The organism is Acinetobacter sp. 802_lipA (assembly GCF_058242885.1).
This window is the reverse complement of record NZ_JBZAYP010000001.1, coordinates 357,155-375,027: the sequence shown is the minus strand read 5'-3', so window position 1 is coordinate 375,027 and position 17,873 is coordinate 357,155. Positions and strand designations below refer to the sequence as shown.

The 17,873-nt window shown below is 40.7% G+C and carries 13 protein-coding genes and 1 pseudogene; 10 read left to right on the top strand and 4 right to left on the bottom strand.

Annotated features, from left to right (window positions below):
* Positions 1–156 precede the first annotated feature (156 nt).
* The 4 genes and pseudogenes from AC4CU3_RS01845 (at position 157) to AC4CU3_RS01830 (ending at position 4,293) form a co-directional block, all read left to right on the top strand.
* Entirely contained in the window at positions 157–1,614 is a 1,458-nt protein-coding gene (locus AC4CU3_RS01845; RefSeq protein ID WP_005399676.1) for a glyceraldehyde-3-phosphate dehydrogenase, read from the top strand.
* A 246-nt stretch (positions 1,615–1,860) separates the two neighbouring features.
* The gene (locus AC4CU3_RS01840; RefSeq protein ID WP_490737960.1) at positions 1,861–2,724 is read left to right on the top strand and encodes an IS982 family transposase; all 864 of its coding nucleotides are present in this window, start codon (positions 1,861–1,863) and stop codon (positions 2,722–2,724) included.
* A 163-nt stretch (positions 2,725–2,887) separates the two neighbouring features.
* Positions 2,888–3,604 (top strand): annotated as a pseudogene (locus tag AC4CU3_RS01835) (MFS transporter).
* Positions 3,605–3,612: 8 nt separating this feature from the next.
* Positions 3,613–4,293, top strand: coding sequence for a hypothetical protein (locus AC4CU3_RS01830; RefSeq protein ID WP_279734172.1), 681 nt, complete (start codon positions 3,613–3,615; stop codon positions 4,291–4,293).
* A gap of 52 nt (positions 4,294–4,345) precedes the next feature.
* Here the strand turns inward: AC4CU3_RS01830 and AC4CU3_RS01825 are convergent, their stop codons facing one another.
* Positions 4,346–5,197, bottom strand: coding sequence for an SDR family oxidoreductase (locus AC4CU3_RS01825; RefSeq protein WP_490737959.1), 852 nt, complete (start codon positions 5,195–5,197; stop codon positions 4,346–4,348).
* 112 nt (positions 5,198–5,309) lie between these two features.
* Between AC4CU3_RS01825 and AC4CU3_RS01820 the strand changes: the two genes are divergently transcribed.
* The 3 genes from AC4CU3_RS01820 to proB all read left to right on the top strand — a co-directional run bounded on the left by AC4CU3_RS01820 (position 5,310) and on the right by proB (position 8,468).
* Complete coding sequence (locus AC4CU3_RS01820; protein ID WP_004980366.1) at positions 5,310–5,690, top strand: winged helix-turn-helix transcriptional regulator; 381 nt, start codon at positions 5,310–5,312, stop codon at positions 5,688–5,690.
* Between the two features lie 403 nt (positions 5,691–6,093).
* Positions 6,094–7,308 (top strand): Obg family GTPase CgtA, encoded by a 1,215-nt coding sequence (gene cgtA, locus AC4CU3_RS01815; RefSeq protein ID WP_004980365.1) that lies wholly within the window; start codon positions 6,094–6,096, stop codon positions 7,306–7,308.
* Positions 7,309–7,334: 26 nt separating this feature from the next.
* Complete coding sequence (gene proB, locus AC4CU3_RS01810; protein WP_062034593.1) at positions 7,335–8,468, top strand: glutamate 5-kinase; 1,134 nt, start codon at positions 7,335–7,337, stop codon at positions 8,466–8,468.
* A 59-nt stretch (positions 8,469–8,527) separates the two neighbouring features.
* On the opposite strand, the gene AC4CU3_RS01805 is transcribed toward proB, so the two are convergent.
* The 3 genes from AC4CU3_RS01805 to AC4CU3_RS01795 form a co-directional block, all read right to left on the bottom strand.
* Positions 8,528–9,124 carry a phosphatase PAP2 family protein gene (locus tag AC4CU3_RS01805; protein WP_078388996.1) on the bottom strand — a complete coding sequence of 199 codons (597 nt, stop codon included), beginning with the start codon at positions 9,122–9,124 and terminating at the stop codon, positions 8,528–8,530.
* Positions 9,125–9,252: 128 nt separating this feature from the next.
* Positions 9,253–11,448, bottom strand: a complete 2,196-nt coding sequence (locus AC4CU3_RS01800; RefSeq protein WP_279702173.1) for a TonB-dependent receptor family protein — start codon at positions 11,446–11,448, stop codon at positions 9,253–9,255.
* A gap of 192 nt (positions 11,449–11,640) precedes the next feature.
* On the bottom strand, positions 11,641–12,342 hold the full coding sequence (locus AC4CU3_RS01795) for an SIMPL domain-containing protein (protein ID WP_087528561.1): 702 nt from the start codon (positions 12,340–12,342) through the stop codon (positions 11,641–11,643).
* 472 nt (positions 12,343–12,814) lie between these two features.
* Between AC4CU3_RS01795 and AC4CU3_RS01790 the strand changes: the two genes are divergently transcribed.
* The 3 genes from AC4CU3_RS01790 (at position 12,815) to AC4CU3_RS01780 (ending at position 17,843) form a co-directional block, all read left to right on the top strand.
* On the top strand, positions 12,815–14,188 hold the full coding sequence (locus AC4CU3_RS01790) for a diaminobutyrate--2-oxoglutarate transaminase (RefSeq protein ID WP_279043821.1): 1,374 nt from the start codon (positions 12,815–12,817) through the stop codon (positions 14,186–14,188).
* 2 nt (positions 14,189–14,190) lie between these two features.
* A complete protein-coding gene (locus tag AC4CU3_RS01785; RefSeq protein WP_335998996.1) occupies positions 14,191–15,723 on the top strand; it encodes a pyridoxal phosphate-dependent decarboxylase family protein in 1,533 nt (510 codons plus the stop codon).
* Between the two features lie 1,094 nt (positions 15,724–16,817).
* Positions 16,818–17,843, top strand: a complete 1,026-nt coding sequence (locus AC4CU3_RS01780) for a substrate-binding domain-containing protein (protein ID WP_004693599.1) — start codon at positions 16,818–16,820, stop codon at positions 17,841–17,843.
* The last annotated feature ends 30 nt before the right edge of the window (positions 17,844–17,873 follow it).

The window sequence follows — 17,873 nt, the reverse complement described above, 5'->3', positions numbered from 1 at the left end:
ATAAGACTAAATGCAATCATTTCTTAAATTAATAATGAATATACGACAAAAAACATCATGCATTTACAGCTTTCGATTCAAACTTGATGTTAAATCCTTTACAATTGTTGGGTTTTAAAATTTATGCTTAGATTAAATTAATTAGAGGACGTATCTGTGAGCAAAGAGACTATCATCGCCCTACACGCAGAACACCAAGGTCGCTGGAAAAACCGTGAAGAAATCGCGGAACAAATGATCGCTTTGATCGGTCAGCTTTACCGTGAAAAAAATATTGTGGTTTCAGTGTTTGGACGTTCTTTAGTTAACCGTTCAGTTATCCAAATTTTAAAAGCGCACCGTTTCACTCGTATGATGGACGTTGAGCTTTCAGTTGTACACACGTTCCCAATTCTTGAAGCGTTGGCTAAAATTGAAAATATCGGTACTGCTGAAATTGATCTAGGCAAATTAGCCGTTGCATTTAAAGAGCAAGGTGGCGATGTTGATGCATTTGTTGCAGCCGCTGTTAAATCTGTAGAAGGTCTTGCGACTTCAGTAGAAGGTCGTGACGTTGTCCTTTACGGTTTTGGTCGTATCGGTCGTATTCTTGCACGTTTAATGATTGGTCAGTCTGGTCTTGGTCGTGGTTTGAACCTAAAAGCGATTGTGGTTCGTAAGTCATCTGATGGTGATTTGGAAAAACGTGCGTCTTTATTACGCCGTGACTCAATCCATGGTCCATTCTCTGGTACGATTTCTGTTGATGAAGAAAACGAAGCAATCATTGCCAACGGTCAATTCATCAAAGTGATTTATGCGTCGAACCCAACTGAAGTTGATTATACCGATTATGGTATTAGCAATGCGTTAGTGATCGACAACACAGGTAAATGGCGTGATGCTGAAGGTCTTGCTCAACACCTTAAGTGCCCAGGTGCTGCACGTGTGATCTTGACTGCACCAGGTAAAGGCGACATGAAGAACGTTGTATTTGGTGTGAACCAAGCTGACATTCTTGATGAAGATACCATTATCTCTGCTGCAAGCTGTACAACCAACGCAATTACACCAACACTTAAAGTATTGCATGACAAATACACAGTGTTGAATGGTCATGTTGAAACAGTTCACTCGTTCACAAACGACCAGAACTTAATCGACAACTACCATAAAGCAGACCGTCGTGGTCGTGCTGCAACGTTGAACATGGTAATTACTGAAACAGGTGCGGCTAAAGCAGTAGCTAAAGCACTTCCAGCACTTCAAGGTAAACTGACAGGTAACTCTGTACGTGTTCCAACACCAAACGTTTCACTTGCGATTTTGAACTTAACTTTAGATAAAGAAGTTGATCGTGATGAAGTGAACGAATACATTCGTAAAATCTCAATCAGCTCTAGCCTTCAAGGTCAGATTGGTTATACAAACTCGACTGAAGTTGTATCATCTGACTTTATCGGTTCGCGTACAGCAGGTGTATTTGATGCGCAAGCAACAATCACTTCGGGTAACCGTTTAACTGCATATGTTTGGTACGATAATGAAGTAGGTTATAGCTGCCAAGTGTTACGTATTGCAGAGCAAATGGGCGGCGTAAGCTATCCAAAAATTCCAGCTGAAACAAATGCATAATTTGTAATAGCGACTAAAAAGAGCCTCAATTGAGGCTCTTTTTTTTGCGCTGTTGTTGTGGATGAGGCCAATCAGGTGCGTTGGAGTGACATAAGTATTGGCTTGAGTGGTAAGAGTTGCCAATGTTTAATCCCTAGTAATTTACTTAGAATAACCTGAGTTCGATATAAAAAAGAGTAGAAAAAAAGCCCTGAATTTATAACATATTGGTTCTCAATACAAAATGTTATAAAACAAGGCTTCTCGATGGATCATATTACCGAATTATTTTGTATTTTGGACGATTTCTGCAAAACATTTAATGAATCTTTAGAAAAAGCTTTAATTTCTGATCAAAAATCCAAGCTGAAAAAGTCAGCCTTGAGCTTGTCTGAAGCAATGACCATTGTCATTTTATTTCATCAATCCGGTTTTAGATTCTTCAAATATTTTTATTGCCAAATGATCGTTCCATTCTGGAAATCTGCTTTTCCTAAACTGCTTAGCTACAACCGATTTATTGAAATCATGCCCCGTTGTTTGCAAGCTCTGAGTAGTTTCTTCCATCAGGTGAAAGGAAAAGATACGGGAATCAGTATCATTGACTCCACTAAATTGGTAGTTTGCCATAATCTTCGGATTAAAAGGCATCGTGTATTTAAAGGCTTGGCCGGTCGTGGAAAAAGTAGTACGGGTTGGTTTTATGGTTTTAAATTACATCTCGTTATCAATAATTTAGGTGAAATTATTAATCTCAAGCTGACATCGGGAAATGTTCATGATGTTGCTATATTAGAATCTTTAACTCAAGAATTAAAAGGGATCCTACTCGGAGACAAAGGCTATTTGAGCAAAGCAAAAGCCGAAGCTTTAGCAGCAAGAGGACTGAAAATATTGACCCCATCACGTCGGAATATGAAAAATAAACCCATCCAAACTGAAGAAGAAAAACAATTACTTTGCAGAAGAGGATTGATCGAAACAGTGAATGATCAATTAAAAAATTTACATCAACTTGAACATTCACGTCATCGTTCGGTAAATAACTTCATGGTGAATATCATGGCTGCTGTAGTGGCTTATTGTTTGAATCCCAATAAGCCAACTTTCCAAAATATGCTAAAAGGCTAAGCAGATTTCGTCGAACTCAGGTTAGAATAATTAGAATACTGTGAAAAATAGGGCGATAAAAATTAAAGAGTCTGGTTGGTATACCGTACCCAATGACTTTCTAAGCTGACAAAAGGATGATATTTATCAGATAAAAAGAAAATAAAACAAAAGGAATTTGAATTTGCAAGTGAAGCATGTGCTAAGTGGATTGGCATTCATTGTGTTGGCATCTGTATGCGGTGTACTTATCGCTATTTGGACGTTTAAACACTTTAATATTTATATTCCCTTAGAAAACTAAAAAGTCAGTATTGATCTGCAAGAGCCTTTACAAGCTGAGGTTAAAATTTATGATGCCTTAGATGTAGATGTCACAGGGCGAGTCAATGCAGAAATTCCAATTCGTGAAAACCTGAATATTCCCCTGACCCAAACTCTGACTCCACAGGTATATTTTGATAATCAGGTTCCGATTAAAACCACCATTCCAGTGCGTGAAACCTTGAAAATTAATCAGAATATGCCTGTAGATACCAAGGTACAAGTGAAAGTCATGGGGCGAGATGTGACTTTGCCTTTAAAATGCAATATTCCTATTCAGTTGGATGTGCCGATTCATATCAATGTGCCACTTGAACAGCAGGTACACCTCAAATTTGATGCACCTGTGAAAACCGTGCTGAAAGAAAACCTACATATTCCAGTCAATACAGTGGTTAAAACTAATATTCCAATACAGGGACATTTAAATGTTCCAATTAAAATGGCATTGAAAGCGTCGGTGGATGTACAAAATACATTACCAATTGAAATCAAGCAGGGTGAGTTGAAAATTCCACTTAATAGCTTGCAATTACTGCGTGAAAAACCTGTACCTCAAGAACACGTGAAGCCATAGGAGGGAGTATGTGGATATTCCAGTCTGCGAAGCGGCTTGTACTGAGTTTTGTGTGCGTTGTAATTTTAGTGGGTGCGCTGTTTTGGTTGTACCTGAATATTCAAGCCAGTATGCAAGTGTCTGCGAGTGAAGCCCAAATTCAACTATCAGACTCCTTACCGACAAAAATCCAAGTGGGTAATTATTTAGAAACCCAATCCGTTGGGACTTTAGATACACAGCTGAAAATCGATCAGAAAATCAACCTGCCTTTGACTGGGAAATATTTGGCAAATTTAGAGTTTGAAGTAGAAGTACCCGTTTCAGTATCTGTTGATTATCAAACCGAGGTACTTATTGATGAGAACATGCCGTTGGAGACAACTACAGATCTAATTTATCAGAATAAACTGTTGCCTAAGTTTCCACTCACTTTAGATATTCCAATTAAGCTGGCTGTACCATTTCATTTAAAGCAAGACTATCAGGTCCCGATCAAAATTATGTTTAATGGCTTGGTCTATTTTGAGTTCAATGAGCAAGTGCGACTGCATGTGTTGCATCAGTTTGCACCACAGTTAAATTTGAATGACCCAATGACTATGCGCAAAATAGCAAGCTTCAATGCCACCATGTACAACATAGAGCGAAGCACAACTGCGAATTTAGAGATGAATATGACTCTACCCGTGAAGAATATTCATCCATAAAAAACACCACCATTTATTGGCGGTGTTTGAATGCGGAGATTAAATGAGTGGCTTAAAGTGCTGCTTTGATTGCATCTTGAATGCTGGTGGTCTTATGTCCAATCAATTGTTCTAGGTCTTTACGGTCACTATACATCGCGCCTTTGGCGGTCTGCACATCGGCATCCACAATCACATCAATCAAGTATGATGGGAGGCTGGCTTGAATTAAACCTTGGCGCAGGTCATCGGCAGACAAATTTTGATAGATGACTGGCTTATGAGTTGCCTGACTGATGAATTGAGCCAAATCAGCTTTAGTAAAACTTTCTGAACCTGCTAGTTCATAGGTCTTATTCTCATGACCTGTTGAAGTTAAGACTTTGGCTGCAGCTTCAGCATAATCTATACGTGATGCTGAGCTAATTCGGCCATCTTGAGCTGCGCCAAAAAGCGTCCCAATTTCAATAGTATGAGCAACACCTGCAAGGTAGTTTTCGCTATACCAGTTATTTCTTAAGAAGGTATAAGTGATTCCACTGTCTTGAATCAGTTTTTCTGTTTCACGGTGTTCTTGGGCTAAGCCGAGTGGAGAAGTGTCTGCACGTAGTAAGCTGGTATAAGCAAGATAAGGTACGCCGGCCACTTTCGCAGCATCAATCACTGCTTGGTGTTGAGGTGTACGGCGACCAATTTCATTGGCTAAAATGAGTAATAACTTATCTATTCCTGATAGAGCAGGAACTAATGTTTCAGGGCGGTCATAATCAAACTTACGCGGCTCAATACCTTGGACTTTGAAATGTTTAGCTTTATCTACATTACGAACTAGCGCAACAATATTCTGGGCAGCAGTCAGCTGCAAAAGTTGCTCTATAACGAGGTTACCAAGTTGTCCTGTTGCGCCTGTGATTGCAATTTTCATAATTCACCTATGTTGGTTGTTTTCTATACTTGATGGTTGTATCTTAATCTGTTAACTTACTAAATGTAAGTACGTACCAAAAAGTAAGTAATAAACCAAATGGAGAGAAATGATGCACACCTATGCGACAAGCAAATTGTTAGGTCAAGTTTTATCCACAGAGTGTCCGTCTCGTGAAATTTTGGAGCATCTTACGAGTAAGTGGTCGGTACTGGTGTTGCGCTGTTTAAGTGATGGCGTACATCGTTTTAGTGAGCTCAAGCAGCGTATAGAAGGGGTGAGTGAGAAAATGCTTTCTCAGACGCTCAAAACTCTTGAACATGATGGCTTTATTCTACGGACGGTCTATCCCGTGGTGCCACCCAAAGTAGAGTACCAATTGACGATCTTGGGTTCTCAAGCCGCTGAGAAGACCATGTATTTGATTGGGTGGATTGAAAAAAGTTTGCCTGAAATTCTAGAAAGCAAGGAACGAGTGGCAGCTTTAAAATAAAAGATGACAAATATTGTGGATTGGTTGTGATAATCCTTAATTGCGCTTTAAGAGTAAATCCTTCAGGAGTGCGGAAGTGGATTATTGTTGATTCAAATTTCAGGCTGTGAAAAAGTCTTGTGATCAAACAATCTCCTCTTTTAGCGCGCTATTTTGATGTGAAAGTCCTTCTTGAAAATAAAAGTTGAGTAGGATTGAATAAAGTGAATCGAAGAGTGGCCTAACGACTAAATGGTCAGTACATTTAAATTAAAAAATGAATAAAATCAGGTGAAAAGTGTCGAAAAGTTAGATTTTGGTATTTTTGTGACTAAATTTCATGTTTCGCTGAATAATTCTATTCGAGAATTTTTGTAAAATATGGCAGAATATGCGGTTTTAAAGTATTTAGAGGATTGGCAGCATGCGCTTTGTTGATGAAGCAGTCATTACCGTAGAGGCTGGCGACGGTGGCAATGGCGTAGCCAGTTTTCGCCGTGAAAAATTCGTACCTTTTGGTGGTCCAGACGGTGGTGATGGTGGTCGTGGTGGTAGCGTATTTATCGAAGCTGATGATAATACCAGTACCCTTGTAGACTTCCGTTATACTCGCCGTTTCCGTGCGGAACGAGCTAAAAATGGTCGTGGCGCGAACTGCGCAGGCCGTGGTGGTGAAGACACTGTATTAAAGGTTCCTGTAGGTACAACCATTGTTGATACTGACTCGGGTGACATTATTGGCGACTTGGTTGAAAGTGGTCAGCGTGTGCTTGTCGCAGCGGGTGGTGATGGTGGTTTGGGTAATACTCACTTTAAATCATCGACGAACCGTTCGCCACGTAAGTGTACCCATGGTTTTAAAGGCGAATTCCGTGAAATTCGTTTAGAGCTAAAAGTACTGGCCGATGTTGGCTTACTAGGTATGCCAAATGCAGGTAAATCGACGTTTATTCGTGCCGTATCAGCAGCAAAACCTAAGGTTGCAGACTATCCGTTTACTACGATGGTTCCAAACCTTGGTGTGGTCGATGCAGACAGTCACCGTTCATTTGTTATGGCGGATATTCCTGGCTTGATCGAAGGGGCTTCTGAAGGTGCGGGTCTTGGTATTCGTTTCTTAAAGCACTTGGCGCGTACGCGTATTTTGCTTCACATTGTGGATGTTCAGCCGATTGATGGTTCTGATCCTGCATACAATGCAAAAGCGATCTTGGGTGAATTAGAAAAATTCTCTCCGACACTTTCAAAGTTACCTATCGTTCTAGTATTAAACAAAGTTGACCAACTTGCAGACGATACGCGTGATGAATGGTGTCAGCATATCTTAGATGAAATGCAGTGGGATGGCCCTGTATTTAAAACTTCAGGTTTGATGTCTGAAGGGACAAAACCAGTTGTGTATTACCTGATGGATCAAATTGAGCAACAACGTGAACGTGAGCTTGAAGATCCTGATTATGCAGCAGAAGTGAAAGCATTCCGTGAACAGCTTGAAGCTGAAACACGCGAACAAACTATTGCCGCTAAAGAAGCATATCGTGAAATGCGTCGCCAACAACGTCTTGCAGGCCTGTTGGCTGATGATGATGAAGACGATGATGAAGATGACGGCGAAATGGAAGTGTTTTACGTACGTTAAGCTCGTAATGAGTAACTGAGGACAAGATGATAGAAGTGGTAGATGGGCAACGTAAGCTCGAAGCTTGTAAACGAATCGTTGTTAAAATCGGATCATCTTTACTCACAGCAAATGGGCAAGGTTTAGATATAGATGCAATTTCGCATTGGGCGAAACAAATTGCAGATCTACACAATGCAGGACATGAGATTATTCTGGTGTCGTCAGGAGCTGTGGCTGAAGGTATGGTTCGTATGAAGCTAGACAGCCGACCCACCGATCTACCCAGTCTTCAGGCGTGTGCTGCCATTGGTCAGATGGGCCTTATTCATACGTGGTCAAGTGTGCTTGAAAAACATCACATTCAGACTGCGCAAGTGTTATTAACCCATGATGACTTGGCAGACCGTCGTCGTTATTTGAACTCATGTGACGCTTTACAGAACTTGATTGAATGGCATGTCATTCCTGTAATCAACGAGAATGACACGGTTTCGACCGATGAAATTCGCTTTGGTGACAATGACACGCTGGCCGCGATGGTTGCAGGTCAAGTCCATGCAGATTTGTTAATTATTTTGACAGACCAGCAGGGGATGTTCGACTCAGACCCACGTTCAAATCCAGATGCAAAACTGTTCCATACTGTGCGTGCTCTAGATGAGAGTTTATTTGATATGGCTGGCGGTGGCGGTAAGTTTGGTCGTGGTGGTATGTTGACCAAAGTCCGTGCTGCACGCTTAGCTGCAAAGTCTGGCTGTCCAACGCTGATTGCCAGTGGTGAAAGCGACAATGTGCTTGAACGTTTGATGGATGGTGAAATGCTTGGGACATTGTTTATTACTGACAATGACCGCATTACTGCTCATCAACAGTGGTTGGCGGCTCACTTACAAACTGCGGGGCGTTTGGTGTTGGATGATGGTGCTGTTAAAGCCATTAAAGATAATCATCGTAGTTTACTTCCAGTTGGTGTGAAAGCTGTGGAAGGGCATTTTGAACGCGGTGACGTGGTTGAATGTGTTGATATCCAAGGTGGCCGTGTTGCGGTCGGACGTGTCAACTTTAGTTCGCGTTCTGCGGAACTAGTAAAGGGCTTGGCGTCAGATAAAGTTCACCAAGTTCTAGGTGAAGCACGTTCACTTGAGATGATTCATCGCAACCACATGGCGATCTACTGATTTAAACGTATTAAAAAAAATCCCGCTTTCGAGCGGGATTTTTTGTTTTAAAGCAAAAGTTATTTGATATAGCCTTTTTGAATGAGGGGCTTAAATAAGTAAAAGTGAATGGTGAGTGCCCATTGCATGATTTTATCTTTATAGAGATTCCAAAGCTTTAATCCAAAGAAGTTTAAGGCAAAAGCCAATAGAAAAGCCCCGAGCATATCTAAAGGGAAGTGCACACCAAGATAGACACGTGACCATGCAACCAGCCAAGCCATAATCAAGAGAAAAATTCCCAGTTTACGCTGCGCAGAGAATAGATAAGAAAAGGCGATACTGCTAAAAATCAACATATGGTCACTTGGGAAAGAGCCATTGGGTGCATGGTAAATGAGAGTGCGTCCGACCTCCATGACAAAAGGCCGCGGGTGATAATACACATGAGAAATACATTGGCTGATCAAAATGGCAATGCTGGTAAAAATAAACGCCTTCAATATCTGTTTTTTAGTGTCGTAGTTACCACGTAGCCAAAACCAAGCAAACAGTAAAATCATGCAATAGAGCAGGTCATTGGCGATGAATATGGCAAAATGAATGCTGGTATTACTGGCTTCAGGAGAAGCATTAATCCATGAAAAAAGCGATAAATTAAGTTCTGAAAGAGTCATGAAAGTGGATTGTGTTTATCAAGTACGAAAGAGAGTCATAATTTTGTCATATTGTTAAAATAAAAAAGACCACAAAAATGTAGTCTTTTTTAACAGTTCAATGTGCTTGAACGAATTGGCTTTCTGGTTTAGAAATCAAATGACGTTTGAAGGTAGAAGGTACGTGGTTGCCCTACATATTTTCCACCTGTTGAGTCAGTAGAACGTGTGAAATATTGTTTATCAAACACGTTTTTAACGCCACCCGCGATTTTTAAACCGTGGAATTGCTCACCAAAGTCATAGGCTGTACGCACGGCAAAAGTGGAATAACCTGGAATATCACCTAATTTTCCATCAGCCGATTCGTCAGTTTGATAGGTATCACCCGAACCTGGAGAATGCTGCTTAGATTGGGCAAACATATCTGCATTGACGCTCCATTGATTCACTTTATAGCCTAAACCAACATTTGCTGTATGGCGTGAGTAGAAAGGAAGGTCTTTGTCTTCAAAGTCACCTGCTTCAGCCACAGCTTTGGTGAACGTGTAGTTGCTATAGAGTTTTAAGCCCTCAAGCGCATCGGTCAAATAAGCAAAGTCATAAGCCAGACCAAGTTCTACACCTTTGTGGCTGGTTGCGCCTAAGTCTGTCCAAATGCCATTGTTCTGGGCATCACGTTCTAAAATTAACTCTTTTTTGAAGTCTAAATAAAACGCGGTTAATTCTGCATTTAGACCATTGCCTAAATACTTCGTCCCAATTTCATAGTTATTGGACTTTTCAGGATGTAAGCCATCAGTTGTGCTTTGCGCAACCCCACCTTCTAAACGTGCCAATTGGTTGTATTGCTGTGGGCCGAATGAAACGCCCGCATTGGCAAAAATGTTCCAATTGTCTGTCGCTTTATACATAACCGATAGGCTGGGTAAAAACTCATCTGAATCAATTTTGGGTGAAATGGTATTAACTGCAACGCCTTGGTTATAGGCAGTAAAATTGTTATGTGTTTCAATTGATTCAAAACGTAGACCCGGTGTGATGACCCAGTTACCTAAATCGAAGCGGTTATCTGCATAAATCGCATGTGCTTTAGTGCCACCTTCACTCGTGGTACGTGCTTTAATTTCGGTCACAGGTGCATTCAATGCATATGTCGATGAACGACCTGAGAACTCAGAACTATCTTCATCTAAATAACGGTAGCCGATAGTGAATTCGCTATTTGAGTTACCTAATTGGTATGCACGAGACCAGCGTGGTTCAATGGCAAAAACTTTGTAGTCGCGTGGAGAGGTATCCATACGCGAAGTGGTCGCACTAACATCTGTCTCTAAGTCACTCGTGCGAAATGAGTCAATATAATACGTCAGTAATTCAAAGTTATTTTTTTCATCTTGATGGGTATAACGGAATGACACATCTGAGCGGCGGCCAGAGAAATAATTACGTGACTTATTTGACTGATAAGGGTTTTGCGCATATTTTTCGGCAGTCAAGCCTTCAGGCATTTCACCATAACCTTCATAGTGATGTAGGTTTAAAGCAATCGCATCCGCATCTGTAATTTGATAGGCCGTTTTTAACATGACATCGTCAATGTCAGTTTTATTATTGGCTTCACGGTAGCCATCACCTTTTGTACCCGAATATAGCAGAGCAAGGGCTAAACCATTATCTAAGGTTCCGCCTACAAATAGGTTCGGGCTATATTTAACTTGATCTGTACCCGAAGCATATTCGGTCGTTAGGCTGACATTACCTGCAAACTCTTGAGGAATCGAGCGAGTTGCAAAATTAATGATACCGCCAACGTTCTGCGGCCCAAAACGTACAGAACCTGCTCCACGAACCACATCCACAGATTCAATATTGCCTAATGATACTGGTGCTAGAGAAAGCTGAGGTTGTCCATAAGGCGCAAATGATAGCGGAACACCATCAAGCAGTACAGTAGAACGAGGCGATAAACGAGAGGCTAAACCACGGACACCAATATTGAGTGAAACATCACTGCCACCAGTACCATTATTTTCTTGAACTTGAACACCAGGCACTTGCTTCAGGGCATCTTTAATTGAAGTCGCAGCAACTTCATCTAAGCGATTGCGATTAATAATCGTACGGGCGCCTGCATGCTTTTGCACTTTCTCTGCATTGGCATCTTCTAACCAGTTGCCTTGTGCTTCAAGTTTGATGGTCGGAAGCACATTGTTGCTCGCTGCTTCAGTGAGTTCTTCCGCTTGTGCATAGGTCAAGCAGCTCATAGAAAGTCCAATCGCAATACTGAGTTGTTTGGCTTTGAATAATCTGCGATCCTGCAGATGAAGACGTGATGAAATCATTCTTTTGTGCGCAATCCATAATAAATAGCGCGGCTATCATATGCTGAACTTTGATGAAATCAAATAATAACCATTATCACTTATTGCAATTAAAACGCAAAATTAATAGGCGAATTAAAGTCTTCTTAATAGAGCACACAATAAAAAAGCCATGTTTAACATGGCTTTTTAGATGAATTTGAATGAAATCTGTTATTTAAGTTGAACAGTACCATTTGCATTCACAGTGATTTTAGATTCACCGCCTGCAACATCTTGCATTGGTGCATCAGCTGCTGCAAATTTCGCACTTTCTGCACGCATCATGACTGGGCGAGGGTAGTAATTGCTGGTATTAATGTTTAAGTTAACCAAGTTATAGCCTGACTTACTCCATGCTTGCGCTAACGATTGCGCACGCTGTTGAAAGTTTTTCGATGCTTCAATAATTAGCTCATTTTCCACTTTCTTACGTTGTGTGTCAGATACACTAAAACCGATTGACTGGGTTTGGAAGTTTTGCTGTAGCTCACCAATTAACTGGCTCGCCGCTTTAAAATCGGTACTTTCTAAATTAATTTCAGCACGACCACGCCATTCTTTTAACTTTTGGTTGTCATCGTTGTAAATAGGGTAGGTGGATTGAGAACCCGTTTCGACTTTTACGCTTGGATATTTACGAGCTAAAGCTGTGGCTTGATTCATGAGCTGCGTAATTTGTGTTGCGAGTTCAGCAGGTTGTTTATTACTACGTTCAATGTAAAGCGTTGCATTCATTAAATCGTTGGATACTTGGCGTGTTGCCTCTGCCTGAACATTGACAATATTGTAGTTCAATTGGTTCTCAGACTGAGCAAAAACTGCTGAGCTAAATAAAGCACTAAGAGCGATTGCTGGGATGAAGAATTGACGCATTTTTATTCCTTTTTTATTTAGGAGGAGTTTTGCAACATTTGTAAAAAGCTTAAAGCCAATTTGTGGTGAATTTGCGAAAATATTGTGGTTCGATTGTAAAAAAAGGTACAAGATATTTTTCAGAAAAACCTAGATAAAGTGATTTATTTCAAAAACTTATTTTTTGACCAGGGTGAGTATTTTGAAATTTTGTGGTGAAGTTGAAAAATAAATAAATTCATCGTCTATTCTTTACGTTGTCACACTATAAGAGGATAATTTAAGCTATGCTTTGGCATGATATATTTTTTTAGTAAATTTCTGGCAGATAATATCCAAAAGCTGTTTATTTTATTGAAAATTTCTGTATCATCCGCCTCCTAGTTATGAAGTATCCAAACGCTATCTGACTAGATTTATAAAGCGCCGAGTCAAAGGACCAAAAGTCACCCGACTTATTTCTTTCAACCCATATCAGAGATGGTAATTCGATATGAGCGTTTCTTCTGTAAACCCTGCCACTAATACTACTAACGAATACTATTTGACTCGCCAAAGTCAGATGGAATCCAATGTTCGTAGCTATCCACGGAAATTACCGTTAGCGATAGCCAAAGCATTAGGCTGCTGGGTTACTGATGTTGAAGGTACAAAGTACCTCGATTGTTTAGCTGGGGCAGGAACATTGGCTTTGGGCCATAATCATCCTGCGGTAATTCAAAGTATTCAAGATACACTTGCAAGTGGTCTTCCTTTACATACTTTGGATTTAACGACACCTTTAAAAGATGCATTTACTGAAGCATTACTTGAACAATTACCAGGCGGTAAGGAAGAGTATTGTCTACAGTTCTGTGGTCCATCTGGTGCAGATGGCACGGAAGCAGCAATTAAATTAGCGAAGACGTATACCGGTCGTAGCACAGTGATTAGTTTCTCTGGTGGTTACCATGGTATGACGCACGGCGCTCTTGCAATGACAGGTAACCTGTCTGCGAAAAATGCTGTAAATGGTTTAATGCCAGGCGTTCAATTTATGCCGTATCCGCATGAATACCGTTGCCCACTTGGTTTAGGTGGTGAAGCGGGTGTGGATGCATTGACATATTTCTTTGAAAACTTCATTGAAGATGTTGAAAGTGGTGTAACCAAGCCAGCGGCTGTCATTCTTGAAGCAATTCAAGGTGAAGGCGGTGTGGTCACAGCGCCAACCAAATGGTTGAAAAAAATCCGCGAAGTGACTGAAAAACATAACATTGTGTTGATTCTTGACGAAGTTCAAGCAGGCTTTGCACGTTCAGGCAAAATGTTCGCATTTGAACATGCGGGTATTGAACCTGACGTTGTTGTCATGTCTAAAGCCGTTGGTGGTAGCTTACCGCTTGCTGTATTGGGCATTAAACGTAAGTTTGATGCTTGGCAGCCAGCAGGCCACACGGGTACTTTCCGTGGTAACCAATTGGCAATGGGTACTGGTCTTGCAACGATCAAAACCATCAAAGAACAAAACCTTGCGCAAAATGCACAAGAACGTGGTGATTTCTTACAAGCTGAATTTAAAAAGCTTGCTCAAGAGTTCCCATGTATCGGTAACGTGCGTGGTCGTGGTTTGATGATTGGTGTTGAAATTGTTGATGAGCGTAAACCAGCGGATCATATGGGTTCTTTACCTGCAGATGGTCAACTGGCAGCAGCGATTCAAGCGGCATGCTTTAACAACAAGTTATTGTTAGAAAAAGGCGGTCGTAACGGTACAGTGATTCGTTTACTTTGCCCACTTATTATCACTCAAGCTGAATGTGAAGAAGTAATTGTTCGCTTTAAGAAAGCAATTGCTGAAGCACTTGTTGCAACTCGAGGCGCGTAATCATGGTTGATTTTGCAGAACACCGTAAGGCGTTACTCTGCAATGATGCTGCATCCATTGCTGACTATTCGTCAGCAATGGACCAAGCGACTAAAGCAGTTGCAGCATGGTTGCAAAATGACAAAATGTACACAGGTGGTAGCATTAAAGAGCTACGCAGCGCGATTGCATTTAATCCTTCTAAAGAAGGTTTGGGTGTACAAAAGTCACTTGAACGTATGGTTGAGCTTTTCTTAAACAAAAGCTTAAAAGTCCATCACCCGCACTCGCTCGCGCATTTGCACTGCCCAACTATGGTGACTAGTCAAATTGCTGAAGTGCTGATTAATGCAACGAATCAATCGATGGATTCTTGGGACCAAAGTCCTGCAGGTTCATTGATGGAAGTTCAGTTGATTGACTGGCTTCGTCAAAAAGTGGGTTATGGTGCAGGTCAAGCTGGTGTGTTCACTTCTGGTGGTACACAGTCAAACTTGATGGGTGTACTGCTTGCACGTGATGCATGTATTGCGAAAAACTGGAAAGACGAAAACGGTAATCCGTGGTCTGTACAGCGTGATGGCGTGCCAGGCGATGCGATGCGCAACGTCAAAGTCATTTGTTCTGAAAATGCACACTTCTCTGTGCAAAAGAACATGGCGATGATGGGCATGGGCTTCCAATCAGTCGTGACCGTTCCTGTGAACGAGAACGCGCAGATGGATGTGGATGCACTTGAAAAAACCATGGCTCACCTTCAAGCTGAAGGTAAGATTGTGGCGTGTGTGGTTGCAACTGCGGGTACGACCGATGCAGGTGCAATTGATCCACTGAAGCAAATTCGTGAAATCACCAACAAATATGGCGCGTGGATGCACATCGATGCGGCATGGGGCGGTGCTTTAATCTTATCGAACAATCATCGCGATATGTTGGATGGTATTGAGCTTTCTGACTCAATTACGCTGGATTTCCATAAGCATTACTTCCAAACCATCTCTTGTGGTGCGTTCTTGTTAAAAGACGAAGCGAACTATCGTTTCATGCACTATGAAGCTGAGTATTTAAACTCTGCTTATGACGAAGAGCATGGCGTGCCTAACCTCGTGTCTAAGTCACTTCAAACAACACGTCGTTTCGATGCGTTAAAGCTTTGGATGACTGTTGAAGCCTTGGGTGAAGAACTGTATGGCTCTATGATTGACCACGGCGTTACTTTAACTCGTGACGTTGCTGATTATATCAATGCAGCTGCTGGTTTAGAGATGTTGGTTGATCCACAATTTGCATCTGTATTGTTCCGTGTGGTTCCAGAAGGCTATCCAGTAGAATTGCTTGATACCTTAAACCAAAACGTTGCAGACGAATTGTTTGCACGTGGTGAAGCGAATATTGGTGTCACTAAAGTGGGTCAAAATCAATCTTTGAAAATGACGACTTTAAGTCCAGTTGCGACTTTAGATAACGTGAAGAACCTGCTTGGTCTTGTCCTTGCAGAAGCGGATCGTATCAAAGGTCCAATCGCAGATGGAACCTATACACCTGCAATTGCTTAATCGATTGTTTGTGTTAAAAAAAAGGAGCTGATATCAGCTCCTTTTTTTATATGTTGTAAATATTAAAATGCATAACATCTATTGGCTAAGCATCTAATTTTAATTATGTTGGAGATGCTTTGGTTTTCTATGAAGTAGTTTTCGATATCTGCTTGAACTATGATTTTCAGGAAAATGAACTTCAATAGTTAAGACTAAAGCTAAATATTCGGGCTTTTGATTTTCAATAGGCAAATGATTTTCTTCATGAATTTTTAAGTTAAAGGTATGACCTGCACGACAGGCAAGTCCTTGTCATAATCACGGCAATTTGGGGTAAATAAATGTGTTTGGCTAGCGCTCATGGGAAAAGCCGCATTCATATGACTTGTCAAGCTTCTTACGAAAAATGAAAGGTTAAGGCGGCAGTAAAGGGTAGATGAAGCCCAAAATCTCCTTCATTGAGCTATCTTTTAGAAAAAAGATAAAGCGGTATCGTCAGAAATACCCATTATTCGGACAAATATTTCTAAAAATAAGAAAGGTACCTGAGTCTAAAAGTCATAAATTGGCTCTTGTATTCAAGATGAGTATGCTAATTTCTAAGAAATAAATGGGGGATAAAAGGTAAAAATTAAGACCTAAATGACGCTCAATTTTCTAAATATTACTCCACTCATTTGTCATTTATGGGTTATGAAATTCTGACAAATGGCGAAAATTTATATGGATTCTGCATATGGGTATACGCAAATTTTTATAGATTAGAAGGGCTATTCAATGTTAAAGAAATCAAAGTCTATGGAGTTCTTTTTTGCTTTATGTATTGATTCTAAATGTGTTTTATTTTTTATAAAAGCGTAAAAGATGTTGATGTAAAATGAATTATGCACTCTCGGTATATCGAAATAAGAAAAATTCTTTACGTGTTTAGAGTGGGTGAAATTGAACAAAGTGTAACGAATCATGGACAAATAAAAATAAACATCATGAAAGTGTCACAATGCTGTAACTTGCTTGTCATATTCTGAAATCAAAATGCAGTTATCCAAAAAAGTACAAGACTGAATAAAAAGTGGCGTACTCCAAAATGTTTAATATGTGAGATAACAAATATGCGCTTAAACCATATCGCACTTGCAGTAGTAGTTTCTGGGGCAGCTGTAGCAACCACGGCAAATGCAGCTCGTGACACAATCCAAATTGCGGGTTCTTCAACAGTTTTACCATATGCAAGTATTGTTGCTGAAGAATTTGGTAATACTTTCCCACAATTTAAAGCACCCGTTGTTGGTTCTGGCGGTTCTTCAGGTGGCTTAAAACAGTTCTGTAATGGTGTGGGTGATAACACAATTGATATCGCAAACGCATCTCGTAAAATTAAAGATACAGAATTAGCTGCTTGTAAGAAAGCTGGTGTCAACCAAGTGATCGAAATCAAAATTGGTTATGACGGTATTGTGTTCGCTTCAAATGCAAGCAAAGCAGCATACAAATTACGTCCACAGCACGTCTATGCAGCTTTAGCAGCGCAGTTACCATCTAACGGTAAAATGGTTGCAAACCCATATACACGTTGGAACCAAATTGACAAAAGCCTTCCAAATGAACCAATCACTTTAGTGATTCCAGCATCAAACCACGGTACACGTGAAGTGTTCCAAGAAAAAATGGTTGATGCAGGCTGCGAAACTTATGCAGCAATCAAGGCAATGGATAAAGATGCACAAAAGAAAGCATGTTCAACTTTCCGTAAAGACGGCAAAGTGATTGAGATTGCGGGTGACTACACTGAAACTTTAGCGCGCTTAAAAACCTCGCCTAGCGCAGTAGGTGTGTTTGGTTTAGGTTTCTACGACCAAAACCGAGACAAGTTACGCGTAGCTACAGTGAACAATGTTGCACCATCTGAAAAGACAATTTTGAATGGTTCATACCCAGTTTCTCGCCCACTATTCTTCTACGTGAAGGGTGAGCATTTGAAATCAATCAAAGGCTTAAAAGAATACACGGAATACTTCATCAGCAAGAAAGTATCAGGTAAAGGTTCTAAGCTTGAGCGTGCTGGTTTGATCTCAATGTCAGACAAAGAGCGTGCAGCAGTTCTTGCGAACTTCAAAGCAGGCAAAGCGGTTAAGTAATTAAGCGTAGAAACAGTCAACGGTAGGCAA

What these genes read in the sequence shown, in the direction of transcription:
- AC4CU3_RS01780 (WP_004693599.1), top strand. Translation starts at nt 16,818, where the DNA reads ATGCGCTTAAACCATATCGCACTTGCAGTAGTAGTTTCTGGGGCAGCT.
- AC4CU3_RS01790 (WP_279043821.1), top strand. Translation starts at nt 12,815, where the DNA reads ATGAGCGTTTCTTCTGTAAACCCTGCCACTAATACTACTAACGAATAC.
- AC4CU3_RS01800 (WP_279702173.1), bottom strand. Translation starts at nt 11,448, where the DNA reads ATGATTTCATCACGTCTTCATCTGCAGGATCGCAGATTATTCAAAGCC.
- AC4CU3_RS01820 (WP_004980366.1), top strand. Translation starts at nt 5,310, where the DNA reads ATGCACACCTATGCGACAAGCAAATTGTTAGGTCAAGTTTTATCCACA.
- AC4CU3_RS01840 (WP_490737960.1), top strand. Translation starts at nt 1,861, where the DNA reads ATGGATCATATTACCGAATTATTTTGTATTTTGGACGATTTCTGCAAA.
- AC4CU3_RS01795 (WP_087528561.1), bottom strand. Translation starts at nt 12,342, where the DNA reads ATGCGTCAATTCTTCATCCCAGCAATCGCTCTTAGTGCTTTATTTAGC.
- AC4CU3_RS01825 (WP_490737959.1), bottom strand. Translation starts at nt 5,197, where the DNA reads ATGAAAATTGCAATCACAGGCGCAACAGGACAACTTGGTAACCTCGTT.
- proB (WP_062034593.1), top strand. Translation starts at nt 7,335, where the DNA reads ATGATAGAAGTGGTAGATGGGCAACGTAAGCTCGAAGCTTGTAAACGA.
- cgtA (WP_004980365.1), top strand. Translation starts at nt 6,094, where the DNA reads ATGCGCTTTGTTGATGAAGCAGTCATTACCGTAGAGGCTGGCGACGGT.
- AC4CU3_RS01785 (WP_335998996.1), top strand. Translation starts at nt 14,191, where the DNA reads ATGGTTGATTTTGCAGAACACCGTAAGGCGTTACTCTGCAATGATGCT.
- AC4CU3_RS01830 (WP_279734172.1), top strand. Translation starts at nt 3,613, where the DNA reads ATGTGGATATTCCAGTCTGCGAAGCGGCTTGTACTGAGTTTTGTGTGC.
- AC4CU3_RS01805 (WP_078388996.1), bottom strand. Translation starts at nt 9,124, where the DNA reads ATGACTCTTTCAGAACTTAATTTATCGCTTTTTTCATGGATTAATGCT.